At 65.7% G+C, this 24659-nt stretch carries 24 protein-coding genes; 11 read left to right on the top strand and 13 right to left on the bottom strand.

Annotated elements, in window-relative coordinates; all coding sequences use genetic code 11:
• Window positions 1-71: 71 nt before the first annotated feature.
• Window positions 72-1295, bottom strand: a complete 1224-nt coding sequence (gene glgA, locus CXR02_RS07945; protein ID WP_104061517.1) for a glycogen synthase — start codon at window positions 1293-1295, stop codon at window positions 72-74.
• Window positions 1296-1396: 101 nt separating this feature from the next.
• Between glgA and glgC the strand changes: the two genes are divergently transcribed.
• The 3 genes from glgC to CXR02_RS07930 all read left to right on the top strand — a co-directional run bounded on the left by glgC (window position 1397) and on the right by CXR02_RS07930 (window position 4928).
• The gene (gene glgC, locus CXR02_RS07940; RefSeq protein ID WP_104061466.1) at window positions 1397-2806 is read left to right on the top strand and encodes a glucose-1-phosphate adenylyltransferase; all 1410 of its coding nucleotides are present in this window, start codon (window positions 1397-1399) and stop codon (window positions 2804-2806) included.
• A gap of 82 nt (window positions 2807-2888) precedes the next feature.
• Window positions 2889-4340: an SDR family NAD(P)-dependent oxidoreductase gene (locus tag CXR02_RS07935; protein WP_104061465.1), complete on the top strand. Its 1452-nt coding sequence runs from the start codon at window positions 2889-2891 to the stop codon at window positions 4338-4340.
• A 45-nt stretch (window positions 4341-4385) separates the two neighbouring features.
• Window positions 4386-4928, top strand: a complete 543-nt coding sequence (locus CXR02_RS07930; protein ID WP_258060867.1) for a pyridoxamine 5'-phosphate oxidase family protein — start codon at window positions 4386-4388, stop codon at window positions 4926-4928.
• A 45-nt stretch (window positions 4929-4973) separates the two neighbouring features.
• Here the strand turns inward: CXR02_RS07930 and CXR02_RS07925 are convergent, their stop codons facing one another.
• From CXR02_RS07925 to CXR02_RS07915, 3 genes are all read right to left on the bottom strand, one after another.
• Window positions 4974-5825 carry a transglutaminase family protein gene (locus CXR02_RS07925; RefSeq protein ID WP_104061463.1) on the bottom strand — a complete coding sequence of 284 codons (852 nt, stop codon included), beginning with the start codon at window positions 5823-5825 and terminating at the stop codon, window positions 4974-4976.
• Window positions 5822-6748: an alpha-E domain-containing protein gene (locus tag CXR02_RS07920; protein ID WP_056339904.1), complete on the bottom strand. Its 927-nt coding sequence runs from the start codon at window positions 6746-6748 to the stop codon at window positions 5822-5824. The genes CXR02_RS07925 and CXR02_RS07920 overlap by 4 nt, the downstream gene beginning before the upstream one ends.
• A gap of 75 nt (window positions 6749-6823) precedes the next feature.
• Window positions 6824-8380 (bottom strand): circularly permuted type 2 ATP-grasp protein, encoded by a 1557-nt coding sequence (locus CXR02_RS07915; protein WP_104061462.1) that lies wholly within the window; start codon window positions 8378-8380, stop codon window positions 6824-6826.
• A gap of 193 nt (window positions 8381-8573) precedes the next feature.
• Here CXR02_RS07915 and CXR02_RS07910 point away from each other — a divergent pair, with 193 nt between their 5' ends.
• Both CXR02_RS07910 and pepN read left to right on the top strand, forming a co-directional pair.
• Entirely contained in the window at window positions 8574-9563 is a 990-nt protein-coding gene (locus tag CXR02_RS07910) for a YeiH family protein (protein ID WP_258060872.1), read from the top strand.
• Between the two features lie 53 nt (window positions 9564-9616).
• On the top strand, window positions 9617-12232 hold the full coding sequence (gene pepN / locus CXR02_RS07905) for an aminopeptidase N (RefSeq protein WP_104061460.1): 2616 nt from the start codon (window positions 9617-9619) through the stop codon (window positions 12230-12232).
• Between the two features lie 18 nt (window positions 12233-12250).
• On the opposite strand, the gene CXR02_RS07900 is transcribed toward pepN, so the two are convergent.
• The 5 genes from CXR02_RS07900 to CXR02_RS07880 all read right to left on the bottom strand — a co-directional run bounded on the left by CXR02_RS07900 (window position 12251) and on the right by CXR02_RS07880 (window position 16258).
• Window positions 12251-13342: a biotin/lipoate A/B protein ligase family protein gene (locus tag CXR02_RS07900; RefSeq protein WP_104061459.1), complete on the bottom strand. Its 1092-nt coding sequence runs from the start codon at window positions 13340-13342 to the stop codon at window positions 12251-12253.
• Between the two features lie 114 nt (window positions 13343-13456).
• A complete protein-coding gene (locus tag CXR02_RS07895) occupies window positions 13457-13714 on the bottom strand; it encodes a type B 50S ribosomal protein L31 (RefSeq protein WP_056339888.1) in 258 nt (85 codons plus the stop codon).
• Window positions 13715-13836: 122 nt separating this feature from the next.
• Window positions 13837-14661 carry an RNA methyltransferase gene (locus tag CXR02_RS07890; RefSeq protein WP_104061458.1) on the bottom strand — a complete coding sequence of 275 codons (825 nt, stop codon included), beginning with the start codon at window positions 14659-14661 and terminating at the stop codon, window positions 13837-13839.
• 7 nt (window positions 14662-14668) lie between these two features.
• Window positions 14669-15454: a sulfite exporter TauE/SafE family protein gene (locus tag CXR02_RS07885; protein ID WP_104061457.1), complete on the bottom strand. Its 786-nt coding sequence runs from the start codon at window positions 15452-15454 to the stop codon at window positions 14669-14671.
• An 18-nt stretch (window positions 15455-15472) separates the two neighbouring features.
• Window positions 15473-16258 carry an ABC transporter ATP-binding protein gene (locus tag CXR02_RS07880; RefSeq protein WP_058932497.1) on the bottom strand — a complete coding sequence of 262 codons (786 nt, stop codon included), beginning with the start codon at window positions 16256-16258 and terminating at the stop codon, window positions 15473-15475.
• 167 nt (window positions 16259-16425) lie between these two features.
• On the opposite strand from CXR02_RS07880, the gene serB reads away from it, so the two are divergent.
• Window positions 16426-17319 (top strand): phosphoserine phosphatase SerB, encoded by an 894-nt coding sequence (serB, locus tag CXR02_RS07875; RefSeq protein ID WP_104061456.1) that lies wholly within the window; start codon window positions 16426-16428, stop codon window positions 17317-17319.
• A gap of 63 nt (window positions 17320-17382) precedes the next feature.
• On the opposite strand, the gene CXR02_RS07870 is transcribed toward serB, so the two are convergent.
• Both CXR02_RS07870 and CXR02_RS07865 read right to left on the bottom strand, forming a co-directional pair.
• Window positions 17383-18228 (bottom strand): VOC family protein, encoded by an 846-nt coding sequence (locus CXR02_RS07870; RefSeq protein WP_258060866.1) that lies wholly within the window; start codon window positions 18226-18228, stop codon window positions 17383-17385.
• 161 nt (window positions 18229-18389) lie between these two features.
• Complete coding sequence (locus CXR02_RS07865) at window positions 18390-19142, bottom strand: SDR family oxidoreductase (protein ID WP_058932500.1); 753 nt, start codon at window positions 19140-19142, stop codon at window positions 18390-18392.
• A gap of 147 nt (window positions 19143-19289) precedes the next feature.
• Between CXR02_RS07865 and CXR02_RS07860 the strand changes: the two genes are divergently transcribed.
• Window positions 19290-19667 (top strand): DUF5655 domain-containing protein, encoded by a 378-nt coding sequence (locus CXR02_RS07860; protein WP_104061454.1) that lies wholly within the window; start codon window positions 19290-19292, stop codon window positions 19665-19667.
• A gap of 26 nt (window positions 19668-19693) precedes the next feature.
• Here CXR02_RS07860 and fabG read toward each other — a convergent pair whose 3' ends face one another.
• Window positions 19694-20419, bottom strand: coding sequence for a 3-oxoacyl-ACP reductase FabG (gene fabG, locus CXR02_RS07855; RefSeq protein ID WP_104061453.1), 726 nt, complete (start codon window positions 20417-20419; stop codon window positions 19694-19696).
• A gap of 143 nt (window positions 20420-20562) precedes the next feature.
• On the opposite strand from fabG, the gene CXR02_RS07850 reads away from it, so the two are divergent.
• The 4 genes from CXR02_RS07850 to CXR02_RS07835 are packed head-to-tail and all read left to right on the top strand — an operon-like array spanning window position 20563 to window position 22646.
• Window positions 20563-20997 carry a DUF3099 domain-containing protein gene (locus tag CXR02_RS07850; RefSeq protein WP_181037163.1) on the top strand — a complete coding sequence of 145 codons (435 nt, stop codon included), beginning with the start codon at window positions 20563-20565 and terminating at the stop codon, window positions 20995-20997.
• Complete coding sequence (locus CXR02_RS07845) at window positions 20994-21269, top strand: hypothetical protein (protein WP_058932504.1); 276 nt, start codon at window positions 20994-20996, stop codon at window positions 21267-21269. The genes CXR02_RS07850 and CXR02_RS07845 overlap by 4 nt, the downstream gene beginning before the upstream one ends.
• Window positions 21270-22163, top strand: coding sequence for an SURF1 family protein (locus CXR02_RS07840; protein WP_104061451.1), 894 nt, complete (start codon window positions 21270-21272; stop codon window positions 22161-22163).
• A 3-nt stretch (window positions 22164-22166) separates the two neighbouring features.
• Window positions 22167-22646 carry a YbaK/EbsC family protein gene (locus CXR02_RS07835; protein ID WP_104061450.1) on the top strand — a complete coding sequence of 160 codons (480 nt, stop codon included), beginning with the start codon at window positions 22167-22169 and terminating at the stop codon, window positions 22644-22646.
• A 133-nt stretch (window positions 22647-22779) separates the two neighbouring features.
• On the opposite strand, the gene CXR02_RS07830 is transcribed toward CXR02_RS07835, so the two are convergent.
• Window positions 22780-24378, bottom strand: a complete 1599-nt coding sequence (locus CXR02_RS07830; RefSeq protein ID WP_104061449.1) for an ABC-F family ATP-binding cassette domain-containing protein — start codon at window positions 24376-24378, stop codon at window positions 22780-22782.
• Window positions 24379-24659 lie beyond the last annotated feature (281 nt).

Here is a 24659-nt window from a genome sequence, read left to right as displayed (position 1 = left end):
GGATCAAGCGTTATGAACGAACGACGGCGCCGGTCCCCTCGGTGGGGGCGGCGCCGTCGTTCGCTGCTTGGTCAGTAATGCTGTTGTTCCTGCCGTCCGCCAGGAAGCACTGAGCGGTAGACCTCAAGGGTGGTCTCGGTGATGGAGTCCCAGGAGAAGTGCTCCTCCGCGCGGCGGCGGCCGGCCTGGCCCATGGCACGTGCCCGATCGGGATCGGACACCACCTCGGTCAGAGCGGCGGCAAATTCCGTCACGAACTTCTCCGGATCAAGCGGCGTGCCGGTACCGTCGGTGACCTGCTCCAGGTCCACCAACAGACCCGTCTCGCCATGCTGGACCACCTCGGGAATGCCGCCCGTAGCGCTGGCCACCACGGCAGCACCGCAGGCCATCGCCTCGAGGTTGACGATGCCCAGCGGTTCATAGATGGACGGGCAGGCGAACGCTGTGGCGTGGCTGAGGACCTGGATGAGTTCGTTCCGCGGCAGCATCCGTTCGATCAGGACGACGCCGGTCCGCTGGCTCTGCAGCTCCTCGATCAGGCGTGCAGTTTCTGCGGCGAGCTCGGGGGTATCCGCCGCGCCAAGGCACAGCACGAGCTGCACATCGGCCGGAAGCTTCGCGGCGGCACGCAGGAGGTACGGCACGCCCTTCTGGCGCGTGTTGCGGCCGACAAACACCACGCTCGGCTTGTCCGGATCAATGCCCAGGGCGCGGATGGCGTCCTGGTTTTCGTCGCGCTGCCACAGTTCGACGTCGATGCCGTTGTGGACCACCCTGACTTTGGCAGGGTCAACGTCGGGGTAGCTGCGGAGGATGTCCTGGCGCATGCCTTCCGAAACGGCGATGATCGCTGCTGCCGCCTCGTAGGCGGTTTTCTCGACCCAGGAGGACAACGCGTAGCCGCCGCCAAGCTGCTCGGCCTTCCACGGCCTCAGCGGCTCCAGGCTGTGGGCACTTAATACGTGCGGGATGCCGTGGAGCAGGGACGCCAGATGGCCGGCCATGTTCGCATACCACGTGTGCGAATGGACCAGATCGGCACCTGCCACGTCCGGCACGATCCGCAGGTCCACCCCGAGCGTCTGGACGGCGGCGTTGGCGGAGCCCAGGTCTTCGGGAACGGAATAGGAGGTCACCCCGGCACCGTGGTAATCGGCGTCGCGGGGTGCACCGAAGGCACGAACCTGCAGGTCAACATGCTTACTAAGCACCCTGCTCAATTCGGCCACGTGGACTCCGGCGCCTCCGTAGATCTCGGGCGGGAACTCTTTAGTCACAATGTCTATTCGCACGTTACCCAAGGTAGTCCTTCCGCACTATCTGTTCTAGTGTGAAGGAGTCCGGGCATGCCGGACTGTTTGGGGAGTTACGAAGGCGTACAGGAGCTACTACCATGCCGTTGAATAAAAGAGTCCTGGCCATTGTCCTCGCGGGCGGCGAGGGAAACAGGCTGATGCCACTGACGGCAGACCGGGCGAAACCTGCAGTGCCCTTTGCCGGCAGTTACCGGCTGATCGACTTTGCGCTGTCCAACCTGGTGAATTCACGCTACCTGCAGATCGTGGTCCTGACCCAGTACAAGTCCCACAGCCTTGACCGCCACATTTCCGAGACCTGGCGGATGTCCACGCAGCTGGGCAATTACGTGGCGTCCGTGCCGGCGCAGCAGCGCGTCGGCAAGAGCTGGTTCCTCGGCAGCGCCAACGCCATCTACCAGTCCCTGAACCTGATCCATGACGCCAACCCCGACATCGTCGTCGTGGTTGGTGCGGACCACGTGTACCGCATGGACTTCGCCCAGATGGTGGAGCAGCATGTGCAGAGCGGCGCCAAGGCCACTGTGGCCGCCGTGCGCCAGCCGTTGAGTATGGCCAACCAGTTCGGTGTAATCGAGGTGGACCAGGAGGACCCGCAGAAGATCGCCGCATTTGTGGAGAAGCCCGCCACAACTCCTGGCCTGGCCGCTGATCCCACCCAGTTCCTGGCGTCCATGGGCAACTACGTCTTTGACGCCGACGCGTTGGTGGATGCCCTCCATGTCGACGCCGAACGGCTCGATACCAAGCACGACATGGGCGGGGACATCATCCCCTACTTCGTCAGCCAGGGTGAGGCCGGAGTCTACGACTTCACCCTCAACGACATTCCCGGCTCCACGGAACGCGACCGGACTTACTGGCGCGACGTCGGCACCATCGATTCGTTCTACGACGCCCACATTGACCTCATCTCGCCGTTGCCGGTGTTCAACCTCTACAACTCTGAATGGCCCATCTACACGCGGCAGAGCATCTCCCCGCCGGCCAAGTTCGTCCGCGGCGAAAACGACACCGTGGGCACCGCCCTGGACTCCATTGTGTCCAGCGGCGTGGTCATCTCCGGCGGCGTGGTGGAGGGATCCGTCCTGTCCAACGACGTCTTTGTGGGTAACGGCAGCAGGGTCATCGACTCGGTCCTGATGGACAAGGTGAACATCGGCGAAGGCGCCGTAGTCAACCGGGCCATCCTGGACAAAAACGTGAAGGTGCCGGCTGGCGCCGCGATCGGCCTGGACCATGACCTGGACCGCGCCCGCGGATTCAAGGTGACCGAGTCCGGCATCACCGTGCTCGCCAAGGGCCAGCAGGTGCCTGAGCCCGGGGAGGCGGAACGGGCGCTTGCCGCCAGGAACCTTCACCTTGTACCCAATGCCATCAAAGCGGCCACGGCCAACTATCCAGAAATCCGCGAATCTGTGGAACAGGTTGCTGCGGTCCATGCGGAGGCGGCATCCCAGGCCGCCCCGGGCGGCCGCCGCTCCTAGGCGAGGGACGGGCAGGCCCGGCAGGACAGCGACAGCTGGACCCGGTCGGGCCGGATCTTCCCCAGGCTGTAAAATCGGTACAATGAGCTCCCCCGATCTGTCGCCTGAGGAAATCCAGGCCTGCCTCAAGGTTTTGAACACCATCCACGTCTATGACGAGGAACACCCCGACTATGTCTCGGTGCGCCGTGCCACCGGGAAGATGTTCAAGGCCGTGAAGCGTCACCGCCGCGTCACCAAACGGGACCTGATCTCCGAAGCCGACCGGGCCGTCATCGCCCAGACGGCAACGGCAGCACCGGACCGGATCGACGACGAGACCCGCGGCAACAAGCTGGAGACGTCGGCGACAGGCAAGGTGGCGGGGCACCTGATCCGTTCCCGCCCCTGCTACATCTGCAAGAAGCACTACACGCAGGTGGACGCTTTTTATCATCAGCTCTGCCCGGAATGCGCCGCCTTCAGCCACAGCAAGCGGGATGCCCGCACGGATCTGACAGGCCGGCGGGCGCTGCTCACCGGCGGGCGCGCCAAAATCGGCATGTACATTGCGCTGCGCCTGCTCCGGGACGGAGCCCACACCACCATCACCACCCGGTTCCCCAAAGACGCGGCGCGCCGATTCGCGGCAATGGAAGACAGCGGCGACTGGCTGCACCGGCTCCGGATTGTGGGCATCGACCTGCGCGATCCGTCACAGGTGATGGCCCTGACGGATTCGCTCAACGCCGCGGGCCCTTTGGACATCATCATCAACAACGCCGCCCAGACCGTGCGCCGGTCCGGCAACGCCTACAAGCCCCTGGTGGACGCCGAGGACGAGCCATTGCCCGCCGCGCTGGAGCCCGCCAACGGCGGACCAGAACTGGTTACGTTCGGCCACGCCCACGACAAACACCCACTCGCCCTGGCGAGCAGTGTCACCGATCACCCGGTGCTGGCCGGCGACGCCATCACTTCACTGGCGCTCTCCACCGGCTCGGCCTCGCTGGAGCGGATCGCCGCCGGTACAGCAATCGACGCCGGCGGGCTCGTCCCGGACCTGGCCGGCATCAACAGCTGGACCCAGGTGGTGGACGAGGTTGACCCCCTGGAAATGCTGGAGGTCCAACTCTGCAACGTCACGGCCCCGTTCCTGCTGGTCAGCAGGCTCCGGGATGCCATGAAACGCTCCACCGCGCACCGGAAGTACATCGTCAACGTTTCCGCCATGGAAGGCCAGTTCTCGCGGGCCTACAAGGGCCCCGGCCATCCGCACACCAACATGGCCAAAGCGGCCCTGAACATGATGACCCGGACCAGCGCCCAGGAAATGCTGGACGCCGACGGGATCCTGATGACCGCGGTGGACACCGGCTGGATCACCGACGAACGCCCGCACTTCACCAAGGTCCGGCTTATGGAAGAGGGCTTCCACGCGCCCCTGGACCTGGTGGACGGCGCCGCCCGCGTCTACGATCCGATCGTGATGGGCGAAAACGGCGAGGACCAGTACGGGGTCTTCCTCAAGGACTACAAGCCCAGCCCCTGGTAGGACGGGCACTGTCCTGAGCAGGGTGTTGGGCGTAGGCTCGGCGGCATGAGCAGCGAGCCAATGTCCGGTGAACCACTGTCCGGCGACCCAGCGTCCAACGAGTCAACGTCCCGAGAGTCCAACTCCGGCGAGTCAACGTCCCAGGTCCAGAACCTGGAACACCACGAATGCTGGTCCCTGCTGCGGACGGTTTCGGTAGGCAGGCTGGCCGTCCTGGTGGACGGCCAGCCTGACATCTTCCCCATCAACTACACGGTGGACGGCGGAACATTAGTGTTCCGCACCGGCGCTGGAACCAAGCTGGCCGCCGCCTCAGGAGGTGCCGCTGTGGCGTTGGAGGCCGACGGCGTGGATGCCGTCAGTGGCCTGGCCTGGAGCGTGGTGGTCAAGGGACCGGCAAAGGTCATCACAGGAACCGAAGGCATCCTGGACTCCGCAGCCCTGTACCTCTTCCCATGGCAGGCCGGGAAAAAAGACACCTTTGTCCGGGTGAGCCCGGGAACAGTGACCGGGCGCCGGTTCAAAGTCACCGCACCCATGACCTGGTGGACCCAGCTCAGCGGAGCGGCCAAGGCATCCCCGGAGTAGTCCTTGGCCGGACCCTGGGCAGGACGAGGAAACGCCCCCGACTGCCTAAGCGAGGCGGGTGATTTCCACGCTCACGCTGAGCGCCGATCCGCCGCCGCCGGACAGGATGCCCTTCAGCGGTGGTACGTCCCGGTAGTCCCGGCCCCTGGCGACGGTGACATGGTAGTCCCCTGCCGGCTTGTGGTTCGTAGGATCCCAGCTGCGCCACTCGCCGTCCCAGAACTCCAGCCACGCATGTGACTGGCCGGCGACTGTCTCGCCGATGGCCGCCGTCGACCGCGGGTGCAGGTATCCGGAGACGTACCGGGCGGGAATGCCGCAGCTGCGCAGCGCGCCGATGGCGAGGTGCGCGAGGTCCTGGCAGACGCCCTGCCGCTGTCCCCACGCTTCCTCGGCGTTGGTGGTGACCGCGGTGGAACCGGACATGTAGGTCATCTCGCCGCGCATCCATTCGAAGATGGCCATGGCGGCCTCGTGCGGGTTCTTGCCCTCCACGACACCTGGAATGATGCCCAGTACCTCGTCACCGGGACCGCTCAGCTGGGACTGCGGCAGCCAGTCGCTGAACGTATTCAACGATTCCTTCGATGCCAGGACGTCCCAGCCGGCGATGTCTGCGTCAGCCGGGATTTTTTCCGCCCGGTGAACTTCAACGGTGATGTTGGAAACGACCTCAAGGTGGTCGTGCGGCATCTGCATGTCGAAGGCGGTGACCCTCGTGCCCCAGTAGTCCCGGTAGTTGCTCACGGCCGCCTGCGTCGGCGAGACCTTGAGCACGGATTCAAGGACCACCTGCTGGGGGTCGGTCAGCGGCGTCATGCGGGCCTCGTTGTACGAGAGCGTGACGCGCTTGTTGTACTTGTAGGCCGTGGTGTGGATGATGCTCAGCCGGGTCATGAAACTTCTCCCACCCAGGCGAGTTCGTCTGCCTGATTGAAGTACTTACGGGAAATGGCGTCCGAGGCCTGCGAGACGGCCTTCTGCACGCGTTCCATGTGCTCGGGCAGTTCGGACATCAGATCGTCCGTCCGGTGGAACTCGAGGAACGTGCGGGCCTGGCCCACAATCCGGCGGGCGTCGTTGATGAAGCCCACGCGCTGTGCCGAAGGGTCCAGCTTCGCGAGGCACTCATCGGCGTCACGCAGGGCATAGACGATGGACCGCGGGAACAGCCGGTCGAGCAGGAGGAACTCGGCGGCGTGCTGGTCCCCGAAGGCGGCCCGGCGGGTCCGCAGGAAGGACTCATAAGCCCCCGCGCAGCGCAGCATGTTGACCCAGGACATGCCGGCAGAGAGGACATCCCGGGTGGAGAGCATCCGCGCGGTCATGTCGGCGCGCTCCAGGGACCGGCCCAACACCAGGAACAGCCAGCTTTCATCATGGCTCACGGTGGTGTCGGCCAGGCCGCTGACCATGGCGGTCCGTTCCAACGTCCAGTTGCAGAAGCGGTACGTCCCCACCACGTCCTTGCGGTGCTGGCTCAGCCCGTAGTAGGTGGTGTTGAGGCTTTCCCAGAGGCCCGAGGATACGGTCTCGCGGGCACGCCGTGCGTTTTCGCGGGCCGCGCCCAGCGACCCGGCGATGGACGTTGCGCTGGTTTTGTCGTATGCCAGGGCGTGGAGGAGTTCGGGCAGGCCGAAGTCTTCGCTCTGCGGCCGGGCGCCCATGACTGCGAGCAGCTCCTGGGCCACCCTGCGGCGTTCGTCCATGGGCAGGTGGTTCAGGCGTTCCAGGTGCACGTCCAGGATGCGGGCGGTGCCGTCGGCCCGCTCCACATAGCGTCCGATCCAAAATAGGGACTCAGCAATACGGCTAAGCATTCGCGGTGACCTCCTGCGCGTCCGAAATCTGTGGGGATGAACCCGTGAACATTTGTGCCGGTTCGATGGCCCGGCTCACTGCTGCTGCTCCGACTGGCGGTCGCGCCAGTTGCTCTCCACTGGCCAGACGGATACTCGCTCGCGGATGGAAATGGTGGGCCGGGGAACAGTTTCCACCGGCACCTGGGGTGAGTCTGCCAGCACCCAGGTGTCCTTGGAGCCGCCGCCCTGGCTGGAGTTCACAATGAGGGAGCCTTCCTTGAGCGCCACCCTGGTGAGTCCGCCGGGAAGCACCCAGACGTCGTCGCCGTCGTTGACGGCAAAGGGGCGCAGGTCCACGTGCCGCGGGCCGAACTTGTCCCCGCCGAGTGTGGGCACGGTGGAAAGCTGCAGGACCGGCTGGGCGATCCAGCCCCGAGGGTCAGCGACGACCCGCTTGCGCAGGGCCTCAAGTTCGTCGTTGGAGGCGTCCGGCCCGATGACCAGGCCTTTGCCGCCGGAGCCGTCCACGGGCTTCACCACAAGCTCAGCCAGGTTGTCCAGGACATACTCCCTGGAATCCTTCTCCTCCAGCCGGAACGTATCCACGTTCGCGATGACGGGCTCCTCACTGAGGTAGTAGCGGATGAGGTCCGGAACGTAGCTGTAGACAAGTTTGTCGTCGGCCACGCCGTTGCCCACGGCGTTGGCGATGGTCACGCCGCCGGCCCGGGCGGCGTTGACGAGTCCCGGGCAGCCGAGCATGGAATCCGAGCGGAACTGCAGGGGGTCCAGGAACTCGTCGTCGATGCGTTTGTAGATCACGTCCACGCGCTGCTCACCGGCCGTGGTGCGCATGTAGACGCGGTTGCCGCGGCAGATGAGGTCGCGGCCCTCGACAAGCTCCACGCCCATCAGGCCGGCCAGCAGGGTGTGTTCGAAGTAGGCGCTGTTAAAGACGCCGGGGGTCAGCACCACTACCGTGGGATCGTCGACGCCGGCGGGCGCCGTTTTGCGCAGGGCGGACAGCAGCCGGCGGGGGTACTCTTCAACCGGCCGGATGAGCTGCTGGCCAAATGCCTCGGGCAGGCCCTTGGCCATGGCCCGCCGGTTTTCCAGGACGTAGCTGACACCGGAAGGCACCCGCACATTGTCTTCCAGGACGCGGAAAGTGCCTGCTGCGTCGCGCACCACATCGATGCCGGAGATGTGCACGCGGACTCCGCCGGCCGGCTCGAAGCCGTGCACCTGGCGGTGGAAGTGGGCGCTGGTGGTGACGAGCTGGCGCGGGATGACGCCGTCCGCCACCACGTTCATTTTGTCGTAGACGTCGTTGAGGAAGGCTTCCAGGGCCCGGACGCGCTGCGCCACGCCCTTTTCCAGCACGGTCCACTCATCGGCGGGGATAACGCGCGGGACGATGTCGAGCGGAAACGGCCGCTCCTCCCCCGCGAAGTCAAAGGTCACGCCGCGGTCCAGGAAGGTCCGTGCCATGGAGTCCGCCCGGGCGGAGACATCGGCGAGGGAGAGCTTGCTAAGGGCATCGGCCACCTGGCCGTACGACTCGCGTGCTTCCTGGCCGGGAGTGAACATCTCGTCGTAGGCGCCCGTGCGCCCGGCGGCCTCGGAGTAATCCTGGAATAGGTCTGACATGTCCTTTAGCCAACCATCTTTTTGTTTCGAAATCATTACCGCGATCCATTGTGGCGTGTTGCAGGGAGGCAACGGCGGTTCGTTGAATCCGTGTCCTATCCGGCAAGGTTAGTGAGTGCCAGAGACAACTAATCCCGGGAGCTTCGGAGACGGCGGGAACAGCCGCCTGAGGGCCCGCGTGCGTGACGCGACGATACGTTCCGGCAGGCTCCTGCCCGGCCTCCTGACGGCCACCCCCGCGCTGGCCGTGGCCTTCGCTGTACATGCTGTGGTGCCGGCCCTGCCCGCCATGACCGTCGCGGTTGCGCTGGGCGTGCTCGCCGCGAACCTGCCCGGCACGGCGGTGTGGATCGCCGGACGGGCGCGTCCGGGCCTGGACTTCGCGGGCAAGCACCTGATGCGGGGCGGCATCGTCCTGCTGGGCCTCAAGGTGAGCATCATGGACATCCTGGGCCTCGGCTGGCTGGCCATGGTCCTGATAACAGGCGTGGTGCTGCTGAGTTTCGGCGGCACCTACCTGCTGGTGCGGCTGTTCCGGCTGCCGCGTGAGACCGCGCTGCTGGTGGCAACCGGCTTTTCGATCTGCGGGGCGTCCGCCATCGGTGCCATGGCGGCCGTGCGGCGGATCCGGCATGCGGATACTGTCCTGCCGGTGGCGCTGGTGACACTGTGCGGCACGCTGGCGATCGGCATTCTGCCGCTGCTGATGCATCCCCTGCAGTTGAGCCCCCTCGCTTTCGGCGCATGGACGGGTGCGTCGGTGCACGACGTCGGCCAGGTGGTGGCCACGGCGCAGACCGCCGGCACGGCAGCACTGGGCATCGCCGTCGTCGTTAAGCTCACCCGAGTGCTGCTCCTGGCACCGGTGGTGGCCGTGGCGGGCGTGCACCACCGCATGAGCACGTCAGGACAACATGCGCTGCCGCCGCTGGTGCCCCTGTTCGTGGTGGGGTTTGTGGCCATGGTGGCGCTTCGGTCCACGGACTGGCTCTCGAAAGGCTGGCTCGACGCCGGTGCGGGGCTGCAGGACATTCTCCTGGGAGCGGCGCTCTTCGGGCTCGGGTCGGCCGTGCGGATCCGCACGCTCCTGCACACCGGAGCGAGGGCGCTGCTCGCGGCGCTGGCGGCCTGGCTGCTGATCGCGCTGCTGGGCCTGGCAGCGGCCCTGCTGATGACGGCCTAGGCCGGCAGCCGGATGGTGACCGGCACGCCCGGGTCCCGTGATTAGATAGCTGAGTGTCACATGAGAATCTGCAGCGCGATGAAGCCGCTCAACGGTCAGCCCTGATCAGCACCCACAGTTACGACGTGTCCCTGGATGTGCGGCAGGCAGCGGACCCGGACGTGGCGGGCTACATGAGCCGCAGCGTTATCCACTTCTCCGCCGCTGTACCGGGCCAGGGGCAGGTGGCGTCCACGTTTCTGGATTTCATCGCCGACGAAGTCCACAGCGTGTTCTTCAACGGCAAAGCGCTGCCCGTGGCCGACGTGGTGGAGGGTTCCCGGATCCGCCTGGACAACCTGCAGGCGGAGAACCAGGTCACCGTTACCGGCACTGCGCTGTACAGCCGGTCCGGCGAGGGCATGCACCGCTTTGTGGATCCGGCTGACGGCCAGTGCTACCTCTACACGCAGTATGAGCCCGCCGACGCCCGGCGAGTGTTCGCGAACTTTGAGCAGCCTGACCTCAAGGCCGAGTACACCTTCCACGTCACGGCACCGTCCGGCTGGGAGGTGGCCTCAAACGGGGTGGAAGCGGCCCGCACGCAGCTGACCAGTGATCCGGACACCAGTCGCTGGGACTTCGCCACCACACGCCCCATGTCCACCTACATCACCACAGTCCTTGCCGGGCCCTACTTCAAAGCCGAGGACCACTGGAGCACCACGCTCGACGACGGCACGCCGCTGGAGGTGCCCCTATCGCTGTACTGCCGGGCTTCCATGGCGGAATCCTTCGATGCCGCGGAGATGTTCCGCCTGACCAAAAACGGGCTGGACTTCTTCAACCGGCTGTTCGACTACCCGTACCCCTGGGGCAAATACGACCAGGCCTTTGTGCCCGAATACAACCTGGGCGCGATGGAAAACCCGGGGCTGGTCACGTTCACCGAAAGCTACGTGTTCACATCCCGCGCCACCGACGCGCAGTACCAGGCCCGGGCGAACACTCTGATGCACGAGATGGCGCACATGTGGTTCGGGGACCTGGTCACGATGCAGTGGTGGGACGACCTGTGGCTGAAGGAGTCCTTCGCGGACTACATGGGCACCCTCGGCGTGGACCGTGCCACCGACTGGGACACCGCGTGGGTGAACTTCGCCAACAAGCGCAAGGCCTGGGCCTATGTCCAGGACCAGCTGCCCACCACCCACCCGATCGTGGCCGACATTCCGGACCTCGAGGCCGCCAAACAGAATTTTGACGGCATCACCTACGCCAAGGGTGCGTCCGTGCTCAAGCAGCTTGTGGCGTACGTCGGGTTCGATGCTTTCATCGCCGGCTCACGGCAGTACTTCCGCGATCACGCCTACGGAAACACCACCCTGGCGGACCTGCTGAAGGCCCTCAGCGCTGCTTCCGGCCGCGACCTTGGCGACTGGGCTGCCGCCTGGCTGCAGACCTCCGGCATCTCCACACTGTCCGTGGAGACCGGGACGCACGACGGCGAACTGGGCGCCGTGACGATCGTCCAGGCTGCGGTGGACCCCGTTACCGGACGGGAGGAACTGCGGCCGCACCGTCTGCGCGTGGGCTCGTACAACTTCGATGCCGACGGCGCCCTGGTCCGCACCGGGAGCGTCGAAACGGACGTTGCCGGAGCGCGGACAGAGGTCCCGGAACTGGCCGGGCAGCCGCGGCCCGCCCTCCTGCTCGTCAACGATGATGACCTGACCTACGCAAAGGTCCGGCTGGACCCGGTGTCCGAGGAAACAGTTTTGGCATCCCTGGACCGCATCACCGATCCGATGGCCCGCGCCCTCTGCTGGACCGCGCTGTGGAACTCCGCCCGCGACGGGGAAAGCCCGGCCTCCCGCTACGTGGAGGCCGTGACGTCGTTCGGCCCGTCCGAAACGGGAGTCGGCGTGCTGCTGAACATCCTCGAGAACGCCGCCACCGCCGTCGAACGCTACATCCCCTTGGCCCAACGCGACGCGGTGCGCGGCGCCTTCCGGGCGGAGGCCGACGCCCAGCTGGGTAAGGCAGCGCCGGGCTCGGACCACCAGCTGGCCTGGGCGCGGACGCTCGCCGCCATCAGCCGTCATGACGCTGCCCTCCTCCCCCGGCTCAGGTGCCTTCTGGACGGCACGGTGGTGGTGGACGGCCTGGCCGTGGACGCCGAGCTGCGCTGGAGCTTCTGGCACGCCCTGGCGGCCAATGGGCAAGCAACCCCCGAAGAGCTGGACGCAGAACTCGAACGCGGCACCACCGCCTCGGGCCGGGCGGGCCACGCCACAGCCCTCGCCGCACGTCCGGAGCCTGGTGTGAAGGCCGCCGCATGGCACTCTGCCGTGGAGGGGACGGAGCTGTCGAACCAGCTGCTCAGCGCCACCATCGTTGGATTTGCCACCGCCTCTGCTGCCCTGCTGGAACCCTATGTGGAGCCGTACTTCGAGTGCCTCCGCGGTGTCTGGGACAACAGGAGCATTGAAATCGCCAGCCGGATCGTCCGGGGGCTCTATCCCGTGGCGCAGGATCTGCCGGCGGGGACCTCGCCTGCGGAGCACGCCGTTGTGCTCCGCACGGATGCCTGGCTGACGGCCAACTCTGACGCGCCGCGGGCGCTGCGCCGGATCATTGTGGAGCAGCGGAGCCACCTTCTGAGGGCGCTCAGGGCACAGGCTCTGTAGATCACCCGGCAAGGGCTCTTACGGGACCCGGTGCAGCCAATCCTCGGCGCCGAACTTGGTGGTCACCCGGTCCCGGGCGGCACTGAGCTCGGCGGCAGTGAGTTCGGACGAGGTGGCGACGTACCGTTCGCTGAACACTTCCATCATGGCCGCGATGATCTCCGTGCGGGCCAGCCCGGTCTGCCGGCGCAGAGGATCAACCCGTTTCTTGGCGCTGCGCGTCCCCTTGTCCGAGAGCTTCTCCTTACCGATGCGCAGCACCTCGACCATCTTGTCGGCGTCGATGTCGTAGCTCATGGTGACGTGGTGCAGCATGCCCCCGTTGGCCAGGCGTTTCTGGGCGGCGCCGCCGATCTTGCCCTGGTCCGTGGCGATGTCGTTCAGGGGCACGTAAAACGCGGTCACCCCGATTTTCTCGAGGGCGGCCATCACCCAGGCGTCGAGGAATGTGTAGGAGTCCGCGAAGCTGATCCCGTCCACGAGGGTCTGCGGCAGGTACAGGGAGTACGTGATGCAGTTGCCGGCCTCCATGAACATGGCTCCGCCGCCGCTGATCCGCCGGACCACGGTGATGCCATGCCGGGCGACGCCGTCGGGATCCAGCTCGTTCCTGAAGGACTGGAAACTGCCGATCACCACGGACGGTTCTTCCCAGTCCCAGAACCGCAGGGTGGGGTTGCGACGGCCGGCGCCCACCTCTTCGGTCAGCACCTCATCCAGGGCGACGTTGATATGCGTGGGCAGTACCGTGGGGGCGATGATGTTCCAGTGGTGGTCGGTCCAGGCCGTGGCCTTCGCCAGCGCGCGGCGGACCGTGACGGCCACGGCGTCGGCCGAAAAGCCGAACAGGACGGCGCCGGGAGGCAGTGAAGCGGTGACGGCCGCGGACAGCTCCGCCGCCGTAGTGCTTTCCGGAAGTCCTGTCAGCGCCCGGTTGATGGCGGGCAGCGACTCATCGGGTTCGAGGAAAAAGTCGCCGCTGAGGGAGACATCGGCGAGGACACCGTCCACAACGTCGAAATCCACCACCACAAGTTTGCCACCGGGGACTTTGTACTCACCGTGGTGGCTGCGGGGGCGGTCTTCCGCGGCAAACGGCGAGGCAGTCATGACATCCATCCTGCCCCACGATCTGGGCTCCCCGAAACGACAAAACCCCAGACGCAAAAAGCCCGCACCGTTGCCGGTGCGGGCTTTCCAAAGAACCTTGGGGGGTGAAGTGAATTACTTCGCGCCGCCGAAGCCCTTGAAGCGAGCGTTGAAGCGCTCGACGCGGCCTGCAGAGTCCATGATGCGCTGCTTGCCCGTGTAGAACGGGTGGGACTCGGAGGAGATTTCGACGTCAATGACCGGGTAGGTGTTTCCGTCTTCCCACTCGATGGTCTTCTTGGAAGACACGGTGGACTTGGTCAGGAACTTGACGCCGGAAGCCAGGTCGTTGAAAACAACAGCTTCGTACTTCGGGTGGATATCAGACTTCATAATGGGGCCTTTGTTCGCACAACTGGATTTTGCCAGCTGCCAGGTATGAATGGGATGGCTGGTGCCTGCTTCACTGCCGCAAGGCAGAAAGCGCAGGACAGCCAGCTGTTAATAATAGCTGATCAGCGCGGACCCTGCGAACCGCGTGGCCGGAGTTCCCAGAACGCCACGGCAGAGGCCGCGGCCACGTTGAGGGAGTCCACACCGGCGCGCATGGGGATCTTCACGGCGAGGTCGACGGCGGCAAGCGTCTCGGCGCTCATGCCGGCGCCTTCGGTGCCGAGCACCAGGGCCAGCCGGTCCGGATTGCGTGCGGCAAGCGCGTCCACGTCCACGGCGTCCCCGGTGAGTTCCAATGCGGCCACGGTGAAGCCGGCTTCCCTAAGCAGCGACAGGTCCTGCGGCCAGGACTCCAGCCGCGCCCAGGGCACCTGGAAGACCGTTCCCATGCTGACCCGGACGCTGCGGCGGTAGAGCGGATCGCCGCAGCGCGGAGAAATCAGGACGGCATCGATGTCCAGGGCCGCGGCCGACCGGAAGATGGCACCTACGTTGGTGTGGTCCACGATGTCCTCCAGGACCGCGACCCGGCGCGCGCCTGCCAGCAAGTCGTGGAGAGGCACCGGTTCCGGCCGTTGCATGGCTGCCATGGCGCCGCGGTGGAGGTGGAACCCGGTGATCTCTTCAAGCAGGGCAGCGCTGCCAATATAGGCGGGAACGTCGGGGTAGGCACTGAGGACATCCTGCAGGTCAGCCAGCCATTTCTCCGCCAGGAAGAACGACCTTGGCCGGTGGCCGGCCGCCAACGCCCGGCGCAGGACCCGTGAGGATTCGGCGATGTACATTCCTTCAGCCGGTTCACGGAGCTTACGCAGGTGAACGTCCGTCAGCTGCGTGTAATCGGAGACGCGGGGATCCGCGGCGGATTCAAGATAGTGGATTGTCACCGGCTGATTATTTCAGCAGGTTGGCGATCATAAAGCCCAGCGCCATCAGGCCGAGCGCAAAGATGACAGTCCGCAGCACAGCCGGGGACAGCCGCCGCCCCACTTTGGAGCCTAGGAGGCCGCCGATCGTGGAGCTCACCGCAATCAGGAGCACCACCAGCCAGTTGATCCGGTCAAAGGCGAAGAGCAGGTAGGACACCGCGGCCACGAGGTTCACGCCGAGGACCAGGATGTTTTTCATGGCATTGGCGTTCTGAATGGTGCCGGTGAGGAACACCCCCAGAATGCCGACCAGGAGGATGCCCTGGGCGGCCACGAAGTAGCCCCCGTAGACGCCGGCCAGGTACACCAGCACGATCAGGAGGATGCCATGGCGCTTGTCCTTGATGGCGTGCTCGGGGTTTTCCTCGCGGTTGCGGACCCAGGCCTGGAGCCGCGGCTGGAACACCACCATCAGCAGGGCAAGGACCAGGAGGACCGGTGCGACGTAGTGGAAGACCTTCTCCGGCAGGTGCAGCAGCAGCCAGGCCCCGGTGATGCCGCCCAGCAGCGACGCCGGGAGGAGCTTCAGCAGCTGCAGGCCGCGGCCCTTGAGCTCGCGGCGGTAGCCCCACGCGCCCGCTGCGGTGCCGGCCACAAGGCCCATGGCGTTGCTCATGGAAGCGACCACCGGAGTGACTCCGAGGGCGATCAGGACCGGGAAGGTGACCAGGGTGCCGGAGCCTACAACGGCGTTGATGGTGCCGGCCCACAGGCCGGCAAAAAACACAAAGATGCTGCTGAGAAGATCCACGGTTGGCGGCGCCGCGGCCTAGCGGCGGGCGGTGGCGGTGTAGCGGCCGGCGTTGACGGTGACGTCGAGTTCCACGCCGAAGGTCTTGCTGAGGTGCTCCGCCGTGAGCACACCCTCGAGGGGTCCGGCCGCCACCACGTTGGATTCACGGAGCAACATCGCGTGGGTGAAGCCAGGCGGCACTTCTTCGAGGTGGTGGGTGACCAGGACAATGGCCGGAGCGGCGTCATCACGGGCCAGTTCGGTGAGGCGGTGCACCAGGTCCTCGCGCCCACCCAGGTCCAGGCCGGCGGCAGGTTCGTCCAGCAGGAGGAGTTCCGGGTCGGTCATCAGGGCACGGGCAATCTGGACGCGCTTGCGCTCACCCTCGGACAGGGACGCGAAAGCCCTGTTCAGGAACGGGCCCATGCCCCAGTCATTCAGCAACCGGAAGGCCCGGCGTTCGTCAGCCCTCTCATAGCCCTCACGCCACCGCCCCGTCACGCCGTACGCCGCGGTGACGACTACGTTGAGGACCGTTTCGTGCCCGGGAATCTGGTTGGCCAGTGCGGCGGAGGACAGTCCGATGCGGGGGCGGAGTTCAAACACGTCCACGGAGCCGAGGATTTCCTCCAGGACGCCGGCTATGCCGCTGGTGGGGTGAAGACGGGCTGCAGCAATCTGCAGGAGAGTGGTCTTGCCTGCGCCGTTGGGTCCCAGGATGACCCAGCGTTCGCCCTCCTTGACCTGCCAGTCCACCTTGTTCAGGAGCGTCTTAGACCCACGGACAACGCTGACGGCGGCCAATTCAAGAACATCACTCATAGGAGTAGACACTAGGACAAAACAGGGACGGACTGATAACTGAAACGTGGACAGGGACGCGTGTCACAGTCCCAGCCACGGCCCGTCTGCTGGCTGGCCCACGGGTTCGCCATCAACGTGGCGCAATCAATTCGGGCGGCTCTCCCCCGCTGGCTAAGATTGCAGCCATGACTTCGAACGTGACTGCGGTCAGCTATGGCCCAAAACTGACTGCCTCCGGGCTCGACAAGCTGCGCTCGGCCCTGACCGGCAGTGGCGCCACGCTCCAATCCGAATCAAGGGGCGGGGACAGCCGGTTTGAGGTCCACACTGCCGAGGTCGCCGTCGCGGATGGCACGGACGCCGGCATTTCGGCGCTCCGCCGGGCGGTGGCCGAGGCGGCGCAGGATGGCCTGGACACCGCCATCGTTCCCGCTGGCCTGCGTGCGGCTCCGCGGAAGCTCTTGATCATGGACGTTGATTCGACGCTGATCCAGCAGGAAGTCATCGAGCTCCTGGCGGCCTATGCGGGCAAGCGGGAGGAGGTGGCGGCAGTCACCGAAGCGGCGATGCGCGGTGAACTGGACTTCGCGCAGAGCCTCCACGCACGGGTTGCCGTGCTCGCAGGGCTGCCGGCCGCCGTCGTCGATTCCGTCCGGGCGGAAGTGAAGCTGAGCGAAGGTGCCGCTGAGCTGGTTGCGGCGTTCAAGGCTGCAGGCCACGTGGTGGCCGTGGTGTCCGGCGGGTTCAACCAGATCCTGGGGCCCATCGCTGAGGATCTGGGCCTGGACTACTGGCTGGCGAACGAACTTGAGATTGTGGACGGGGCCCTGACCGGCAAGGTGCTCGGTGCCGTCATCGACCGTGCGGCGAAGGAAAAGTACCTGCGCGAGTGGGCGGCCGCAGAAGGAATCGCGATGGAACACACAATTGCCGTGGGCGACGGCGCCAACGACCTGGACATGCTCGGGGCCGCCGGGATGGGAGTGGCGTTCAATGCCAAGCCTGCGGTCCGGGCAGTTGCGGACTCTGCGATCAACATGCCGTACCTCGACGCCGTCCGCCACATCGCCGGCGTCTGAGCCGCAGGCTCCGTCCCGTCCCGCCGGCCGGTCCACCAACCTGGTCCGCTCAGCCTGGTCCGCTCAGCCCGTGGGCGGCGTGTACTGCCTCGCGGTGAATACGGCCCCGCCGGGATCCCGGATCAGGACGGTGCGCGTCCACTCGGTATCGTCCTGCCCCAGGATGACGGCGCCGAGGCGCTCCGCATCCTCGGCCGTACGGTCCCGGTCGGCGACAGTAAACGTCACGTGCCACTGCGGACGCTCACCCGGCGCCGCGGAGGCAAGCCAGGCAACAGCATCCTCGAAGCGGCGGGGCACGAGGTCGCCCGACTGGCGAGCCCTGATGTTGGGGTCCACGGTGGCCTCAAGGTGATCACCGTATCCGGGGCAGCGGATCATGATTCCGAAGTCCAGGTTGTCGAACTGCCAGCCGAAGGCCTTCGTGTAGAAAGCGACTGCTGCCTCGGTGTCTGTGGTGTGGAGATCACTGAAGTTCCATCCGCCGGGAAGGTTGACGGCCTGGGCACCGAGCCGCTCGCAGGCCTGCCAGATGCGGAACTCGGCGCCTTCGGGATCTGCCAGTACTGCCTGCACGCCTCCTGAGCCCGCATCGGCAGGGGCCGATTTCAGTGTTGCGCCGATGGAGAGCAGGTGGCGCGCGGCCGCATCTGCTTCGTCGACGGAGACGTAGGTGTTCCACGTGGCGGCACCGGTTCCGGGGCCCGTGATGGCACCGGCATCCTGGCCGTCAAGGGCGGCTATGACGTACCTGCCGGTGTCGCCGGACGGGGCGGTGTCCTCGAATTCCCACCCGAAGATTCCGCCGTAGAAGTGCATGGCGGCCTCCACGTCGGGCTGCTCGGTGTCCACCCAGCACGGAACACCTGCCGGATAGCTACCACCTGTCACCTCTGGTTGCTGTGCCATCCATAAACCCCTAGGCGGCGTTGCCCTCATAGACAACGCCGTCGAGGTACTGGAGGATTCGCGACAGACAAAAGCTCCGGGCAGGGGTACTGCCCGGAGCTCGTCGTGGTGATGGGGTTTTGGCGCGGGCAACTACGGCCCTCGCGGGATGCCCGGAACCGCTACTCGGCGCCCTTGCCGAAGTAGTCGGAGCCGCCGGCGTACTCCGTGTGGCCGGATTCGACGTCCGCGGTCGCCATGCTGGCCACAACCTCAGCGAACTCCTCCACGGAATAGAGCTTTCCGGCCTCGGCGCGGCGGGCTTCGATGGCGCCCGGATTCGAGCGGTCCAGCAGCGTCGCCGTGACGGTTCCTTCGATCATGTCGCCGGACACCACCACCAGCGAGATGCCCTTCTCAGCCAGGTTCGGCAGGAGCTCACGCAGGGCGTCTTCGCCGGCACGCTTGCTGCGGGCCACGGGCTCGTATTCGGGCATGGTGGGCACGGAATTGATGAAGTGGGCCTGGTGGCTGGTCACGAAGACCACGCGTGATCCTTCCTTCATCAGGGGCACGGCGGCGTTGAGCATGTTGACCTGGGCGTCGCGGTTCAGCTTCAGGGCGTAGTCGTCTGCCATGCCGGACTCCATGCCGCCGGAAGCGTTGAGCACCAGGACGTCCAGCGAACCGAAGTTCTCCATGGCAGCGCTGGCCAGGGCCTGCACGCCTTCCTGGGTGGTGAGGTCCGCGCCCACTGCGGTGGCGCGGCCGCCGGCAGCTTCAATTCCCGCAACCACCTTGTTGGCGCGCGGCGCCTTCTGGCGGTAATTAACTACGACGGCGGCGCCCTCGGCAGCGAGGTTCTTGGCCACTTCAGCGCCGATTCCCCGTGAGGATCCGGTCACAATGGCGGTTTTGTTGTCCAGCAGTCCCATATGGGCTCCTTTGTTTGAAACGTCTAAATCGCTTGAAGTCTGAAGTCCATCATGCCAGCGCCTGCACCGCATTCGCTTGTGTGACCCCCACAAAGAAGACGGTTCGCGCTAGTTCCGCGAAGCGTCCCGGCGGCGTATGCTCCCCCCATGACGGGCAGCACTGGCACTGCGTCCACACCGGACGAGGTCTTCAGCAACTCCCCTGCCGGCCTTCAACTCTGCCAGGCCGTCCACGACGCCATCATGAACGCCGTGCCGGCGACCGTGCGCACCACCACCAGCCAGGTGGCCTTCCGGAACAGGCGCGGCTTCGCATACGTCTGGAATCCACGCCGGCACCTCACAACCGGAGTGCCGGCGGTTCTCTCCATCGCACTCTCCCGGCGGGATGAGTCACCCCGATTCAAGGAAGTGGTCCATCCGTCCCACGGCGTGTGGATGCACCACCTGGAACTGCGCGCGCCTGGGGACGTCGACGCCGAGGTCGCCGCCTGGCTCAGGGAAGCCTTCGACGCCGCCGCCTGAGCGGAAGCCTGGCCAGGGTTCGGTGGTCAGTGGCCCATGCCAAGGCCGCCGTCAACGGGAATAACGGCACCTGAAATGTAGGCCGCCTCGTCACTGGAGATCCAACGGACCACGTTCGCCACTTCCGTTGCCTCGGCAAACCGGCCGGCAGGAATGCTGGAAAGGTAGCCCTTCTGCGTGGCTTCGGGCAGTTCTGCCGTCATGTCGGTGTTGATGAATCCGGGAGCCACAACGTTTGCCGTGATCCCGCGTGAACCGAGCTCTCGGGTCAGGGACCGGGCAATGCCCACCAGACCGGCCTTGGAGGCCGAGTAGTTGATCTGTCCCGGCGCGCCATAGAGGCCGGAGACCGAGGAAATGAGGACCACGCGGCCCTTGCGCATGCGGATCATGCCCTTCGAAGCGCGCTTGATGACGCGGAAAGCGCCGGTGAGGTTGGTGTCGATCACGGACGTGAAGTCATCTTCACTCATGCGCATCAGGAGGGTGTCCTTGGTGATTCCCGCGTTTGCCACCAGGACTTCAACGGGACCGTGGGCAGCTTCCACCTCGGCGAAGGCAGCATCCACAGAGGCCTCGTCAGTCACATCGGCCTTCACGCCCAGAATCCCGGCAGGCAGCTCCGACGCGCTCCGGTAAGTCACGGCCACCTTGTCGCCGTTGGCCACAAAAGCCTGCGCGATGGCCAGGCCGATGCCGCGGTTTCCACCGGTGATCAGGACGCTGCGGGCCGCTGTAGCTGCTTCAGACATAAAACGCTCCGGGATTCTGCGGCATGTGCAGCCGCGGTTGTAAGGGGGTGTGATTTTGCTGCCTCCGATCTTAGCCCGCGTTTGGGCGCCACTGACGATGGTGAGAGAATTGAGGCAAGCCTTTGGAGCGTGATCAATCAGCCGTGACCCTTGACAACCATGCTGGACAGTCCGTGCCCGGAGATCCCGAAAGGTTCTCTGGGGATTCAGGTGTCCACAGCATTACGGACGCGGCGGCCGCCCACTCGGAGGACATGCGCCAGCGCATGATCAAGTACGCGCTGGCCATGGGAATCCGCATGGTCTGCCTCATCCTCATCTTTGTGGTGGACGGCTGGTTCAAGCTCGTGATGGTGGCCGGCGCAGTCTTCCTCCCTTGGATCGCTGTGGTGATCGCGAACGGGAGCGATAAGGCGGAGGTCCACAGCGACTCGCTGCTGGACTCGGCTCCGCTTGCCGAGCTCGAAAGCCCATATTGGCCGCCGGAACAGGACGACTCCACGTCCGCGGTCATCCAGGGCGAGCTCATTGATGACGACGACGAACCCACGCACGGACAGGAACGGCGCGCCTCATGAACATTTTTGACCTGGCTGCAGGGACCGCTGGTCCCCCGCCTGCTATGGCGGCCATGTGCTCCCGCAAGGCCTGCCGCTCGGAAGCTTCCTGGCAATTGCTCTGGAACAACCCCAAAATCCATACGCCGGAACGCCGCAAGACCTGGCTTGCCTGCGATGACCACCGTGACTGGCTGGAAGATTACCTCCAGACCCGCGGGCTATGGAAGGAAACCCTGGTCCTGGATTCGGGGCAGGACACCGGCCGGGCGCCGGTAGGGCAGGACGGCTGAATGTACCGCTTCCTCTTTTCCAGCAAGTGGCTGGGATACCTCCTGCTTGCCGCCATCTTTGCCGCTGCCTGCGTCTTCCTCGGCCGCTGGCAGATGGACCGTCGCGCAGAGACCCTCGCGGAGATCAACCGCGTGGTCACCAACTATTCCGCCACACCCATCTCCTTTGACGAGGCGAGGGACGAGTTCTCCGCCCTGGACCCGTCGAAGGAATGGACCCAAGTGGAACTCCGGGGCACGTATGATCCCGACGGCCAGCGGATTGTCCGCAACCGTCCACTGAACGGGCAGCCCGGGTATGAGGTGGTTGTCCCGTTCAGGCTGGAGACCGGTGAAACCGTGGTGATCGACCGCGGCTGGCTGCCCATCGGCAACAAGAACCCGGGCAGTCCCGATTCCATCCCGGCGCCTCCCGCCGGACCCGTGACCGCCGTCGTCCGCCTCAAGCACGGCGAGCCGCAGTTGGACCGCGGCGCCCCCGACGGCCAGCTCGCATCCATCGATCTCCCCACCTACTCGGAGCAACTGGGCTATCCCGTACTCACCGGCGCTTACGGGCAGCTGGCGTCTGAATCTCCCGCCCCCGCTGACATGCCGTTCCCGTTCCCGAAGCCGGCCACCGAAGAAGGCACGCACCTCTCCTACTCGTTGCAGTGGTTCGCCTTCGGCGTGCTGATGTTCGTGGGCTTCGGGTACGCCGCGCGGCAGCAAGCCAGGAACGCCGCGATCGACGCCGAAGATGCCGCAGAGGGCGAAGAAGGCTGGACGGATTCGGGCAGTACCGTCCATTCCGCCGCCGCGGCAGCCCGCCGTCGTCCCCCCGTTGCCCGCAAACGCAAGAAGGCGACCGCCGAGGAAGAGGAAGACGCCCTCCTGGACGCGCAGGGTTACTGACGCATGCGCAGTGTGGAAGTTGCCGCCCCAGTGGCGAATGTGAAAAGCGCCCTGACCGCGGGTGGTGTCCAGGACACAGTGCGGGTCTTCGACACGAAGGTCCCGACGGCGGCTGCAGCGGCTGAGGCGCTCGGCTGCGACGTCGCGGCCATTACCAACAGCCTGATCTTCGACGTCGACGGCGCCCCGCTCCTGATCCTGGCCAGTGGCGCCGCCAAGGTAGACACGGCGCTCGTGGCGGCGCAGCTGGGAACAGGAAAGATCCGCCGGGCCACTGCCACCTTCGTCCTGCACCACACAGGCCAGGAAGTAGGCGGAGTAGCCCCGATAGGCCACCCGGAAAAGATCAGGACACTCCTGGACAACTCCCTCAGGGCCCACAAACTCCTCTGGGCCGGAGCCGGAGACCACAACTCAATGTTCAGCATCACCTACGAAGACCTACAGCGCATCACAGACGCAGAGGAACTAACGGTCCGCTAGCCCTGCCACGGTGGGTGGACCGCCAGCGCAGCGACGCGGTGGATTTGCGTAGCGTGCGTCCAAGCGAGGAACGAGCGAGCACGCGGCAAATCGAGCGCGGCGCTAAGCGGAAGGCGACCGGACGCCGAGAAGGCTAAGCCAGCGTAATCAGGTCCAGGTAGTCTTCGTTCCAGTGGTCCTCGATGCCGTCGGGCAGCAGCACGACGCGCTCGGGGTTCAGCGCTTCGACGGCACCTTCATCGTGGCTTACGAGGACGACGGCGCCGGTGTAGTTGCTCAGGGCCCCGAGGATTTCGGCGCGGCTGGCCGGGTCGAGGTTGTTAGTGGGCTCGTCAAGGAGCAGCACGTTCGCGCTTGAGGCCACGATGGTGGCAAGGGCCAGCCGGGTCTTCTCGCCGCCGGAGAGCACACCGGCGGGCTTGTCGACGTCGTCTCCGGAGAACAGGAACGAGCCCAGGATGTTGCGGACCTCGGCGTCGTTCATGTCCGGGGCGGAGGAGCGCATGTTCTGGAGGACGGTGCGGTCCACATCGAGCGTCTCGTGCTCCTGGGCGTAGTAGCCCACCTTCAGGCCGTGGCCCGCCACGACCTCGCCGGTGTCCGGCTTGTCGACGCCGGCAAGCATCCGCAGGAGCGTGGTCTTGCCGGCGCCGTTGAGGCCCAGGATAACCACCTTGGAGCCGCGGTCGATGGCCAGGTCCACATCGGTGAAGATCTCCAGTGAGCCGTAGGACTTGCTGAGTCCGTCCGCGGTTAGCGGGGTCTTGCCGCAGGGTGACGGATCCGGGAAGCGCAGGGCTGCCACGCGGTCGGTCGCGCGGACGGCTTCGAGGCCGCCCAGGAGACGTTCGGCACGCTTGGCCATGTTCTGCGCTGCGACAGCTTTGGTGGCCTTGGCGCGCATCTTGTTGGCCTGGTCGATGAGGACCTGGGCCTTCTTTTCGGCGTTGGCGCGCTCACGCTTGCGGGCGCGCTCGTCCGTTTCGCGCTGCTGGAGGTAGCGCTTCCAGTTCATGTTGTAGAAGTCGATCTTGGCGCGGTTGGGATCCAGCAGGAACACTTTGTTGACGGTGGCTTCGAGCAGCTCGGTGTCGTGGCTGATCACGATCAGGCCGCCCTGGTGGTTCTTCAGGAACTCGCGGAGCCAGGTGATGGAATCCGCGTCGAGGTGGTTGGTGGGCTCATCGAGGAGCATGGTTTCGGCGTCCGAGTACAGGATCCGGGCGAGTTCCACACGACGGCGCTGGCCGCCGGACAGGGTCTTGAGCGGCTGGTTCAGCAGCCGGTCCGGGAGGGCCAGGTTGGAGCAGATCGCGGCGGCCTCGGCCTCGGCCGCGTATCCGCCGGCGGCCAGGAATTCGGATTCCAGCCGGTCATAGCGGTTCATCGCCTTGCGCTGGATCTCGGTGTCCTCGCTGGCCATGTCCTCATGGGTCTTCTTGAGGTTGTTGACGGCGATGTCCAGGCCGCGGGCGGAGAGGATGCGGTCGCGGGCCAGCTGTTCCATGTCCGGGGTCCGGGGATCCTGCGGCAGGTAGCCGATCTCGCCGCTGCGGGTCACCTTGCCGCCGGCGGGCTGGCCTTCGCCAGCGAGCACGCGGGTCAGGGTAGTCTTGCCTGCGCCGTTACGGCCGACGAGGCCGATCTTGTCGCCCTTGTCGATGCGGAAGCTCACCTGGTCCATGAGGAGCCGGGCGCCGGCGCGCAGTTCAAGATCCTGGACAGTAATCACAGCAGGTAAGGCCTTTCACAACAGGGAAACGCCGCAGCTCAACGGGTGATGTCTGGAAGCAGCCGGCAGAATGGCCGACAGAACGGCCTTTCCAAGTCTACCGGCCACAGCTTGACCCCATAACCGCTGCACCGCCGTCGTGCGTTGGCTCAGCGTTTGTGCCCTGCCGTCAGTCCCGGGCTTCCCGCTTAGTAGGTCCCCTACAAAATGGCGCCCGACGGCGGCCGGTATCGTCAGGATCACCCCATGCTTCGCTTGTACAACCACGACAGGAACACCCC

The sequence above is a fragment of the Arthrobacter sp. 4R501 genome, assembly GCF_002929755.1.
GTDB lineage: Bacteria > Actinomycetota > Actinomycetes > Actinomycetales > Micrococcaceae > Arthrobacter.
This window is presented reverse-complemented; position numbering and strand designations above follow the sequence as displayed.

Excerpts from the sequence above, each read along its gene's own strand:
- CXR02_RS07865 (WP_058932500.1), bottom strand. The coding sequence starts at position 19,142 with ATGGGACTGCTGGACAACAAAACCGCCATTGTGACCGGATCCTCACGG.
- CXR02_RS07895 (WP_056339888.1), bottom strand. The coding sequence starts at position 13,714 with ATGAAGTCTGATATCCACCCGAAGTACGAAGCTGTTGTTTTCAACGAC.
- CXR02_RS07920 (WP_056339904.1), bottom strand. The coding sequence starts at position 6,748 with ATGCTTAGCCGTATTGCTGAGTCCCTATTTTGGATCGGACGCTATGTG.
- CXR02_RS07835 (WP_104061450.1), top strand. The coding sequence starts at position 22,167 with ATGCGCAGTGTGGAAGTTGCCGCCCCAGTGGCGAATGTGAAAAGCGCC.
- CXR02_RS07930 (WP_258060867.1), top strand. The coding sequence starts at position 4,386 with ATGAGCAGCGAGCCAATGTCCGGTGAACCACTGTCCGGCGACCCAGCG.
- fabG (WP_104061453.1), bottom strand. The coding sequence starts at position 20,419 with ATGTCTGAAGCAGCTACAGCGGCCCGCAGCGTCCTGATCACCGGTGGA.
- CXR02_RS07870 (WP_258060866.1), bottom strand. The coding sequence starts at position 18,228 with ATGGCACAGCAACCAGAGGTGACAGGTGGTAGCTATCCGGCAGGTGTT.
- CXR02_RS07935 (WP_104061465.1), top strand. The coding sequence starts at position 2,889 with ATGAGCTCCCCCGATCTGTCGCCTGAGGAAATCCAGGCCTGCCTCAAG.
- CXR02_RS07900 (WP_104061459.1), bottom strand. The coding sequence starts at position 13,342 with ATGACTGCCTCGCCGTTTGCCGCGGAAGACCGCCCCCGCAGCCACCAC.
- glgC (WP_104061466.1), top strand. The coding sequence starts at position 1,397 with ATGCCGTTGAATAAAAGAGTCCTGGCCATTGTCCTCGCGGGCGGCGAG.
- CXR02_RS07925 (WP_104061463.1), bottom strand. The coding sequence starts at position 5,825 with ATGACCCGGCTGAGCATCATCCACACCACGGCCTACAAGTACAACAAG.
- CXR02_RS07845 (WP_058932504.1), top strand. The coding sequence starts at position 20,994 with ATGAACATTTTTGACCTGGCTGCAGGGACCGCTGGTCCCCCGCCTGCT.
- CXR02_RS07840 (WP_104061451.1), top strand. The coding sequence starts at position 21,270 with ATGTACCGCTTCCTCTTTTCCAGCAAGTGGCTGGGATACCTCCTGCTT.
- CXR02_RS07860 (WP_104061454.1), top strand. The coding sequence starts at position 19,290 with ATGACGGGCAGCACTGGCACTGCGTCCACACCGGACGAGGTCTTCAGC.
- CXR02_RS07915 (WP_104061462.1), bottom strand. The coding sequence starts at position 8,380 with ATGTCAGACCTATTCCAGGATTACTCCGAGGCCGCCGGGCGCACGGGC.
- serB (WP_104061456.1), top strand. The coding sequence starts at position 16,426 with ATGACTTCGAACGTGACTGCGGTCAGCTATGGCCCAAAACTGACTGCC.
- CXR02_RS07880 (WP_058932497.1), bottom strand. The coding sequence starts at position 16,258 with ATGAGTGATGTTCTTGAATTGGCCGCCGTCAGCGTTGTCCGTGGGTCT.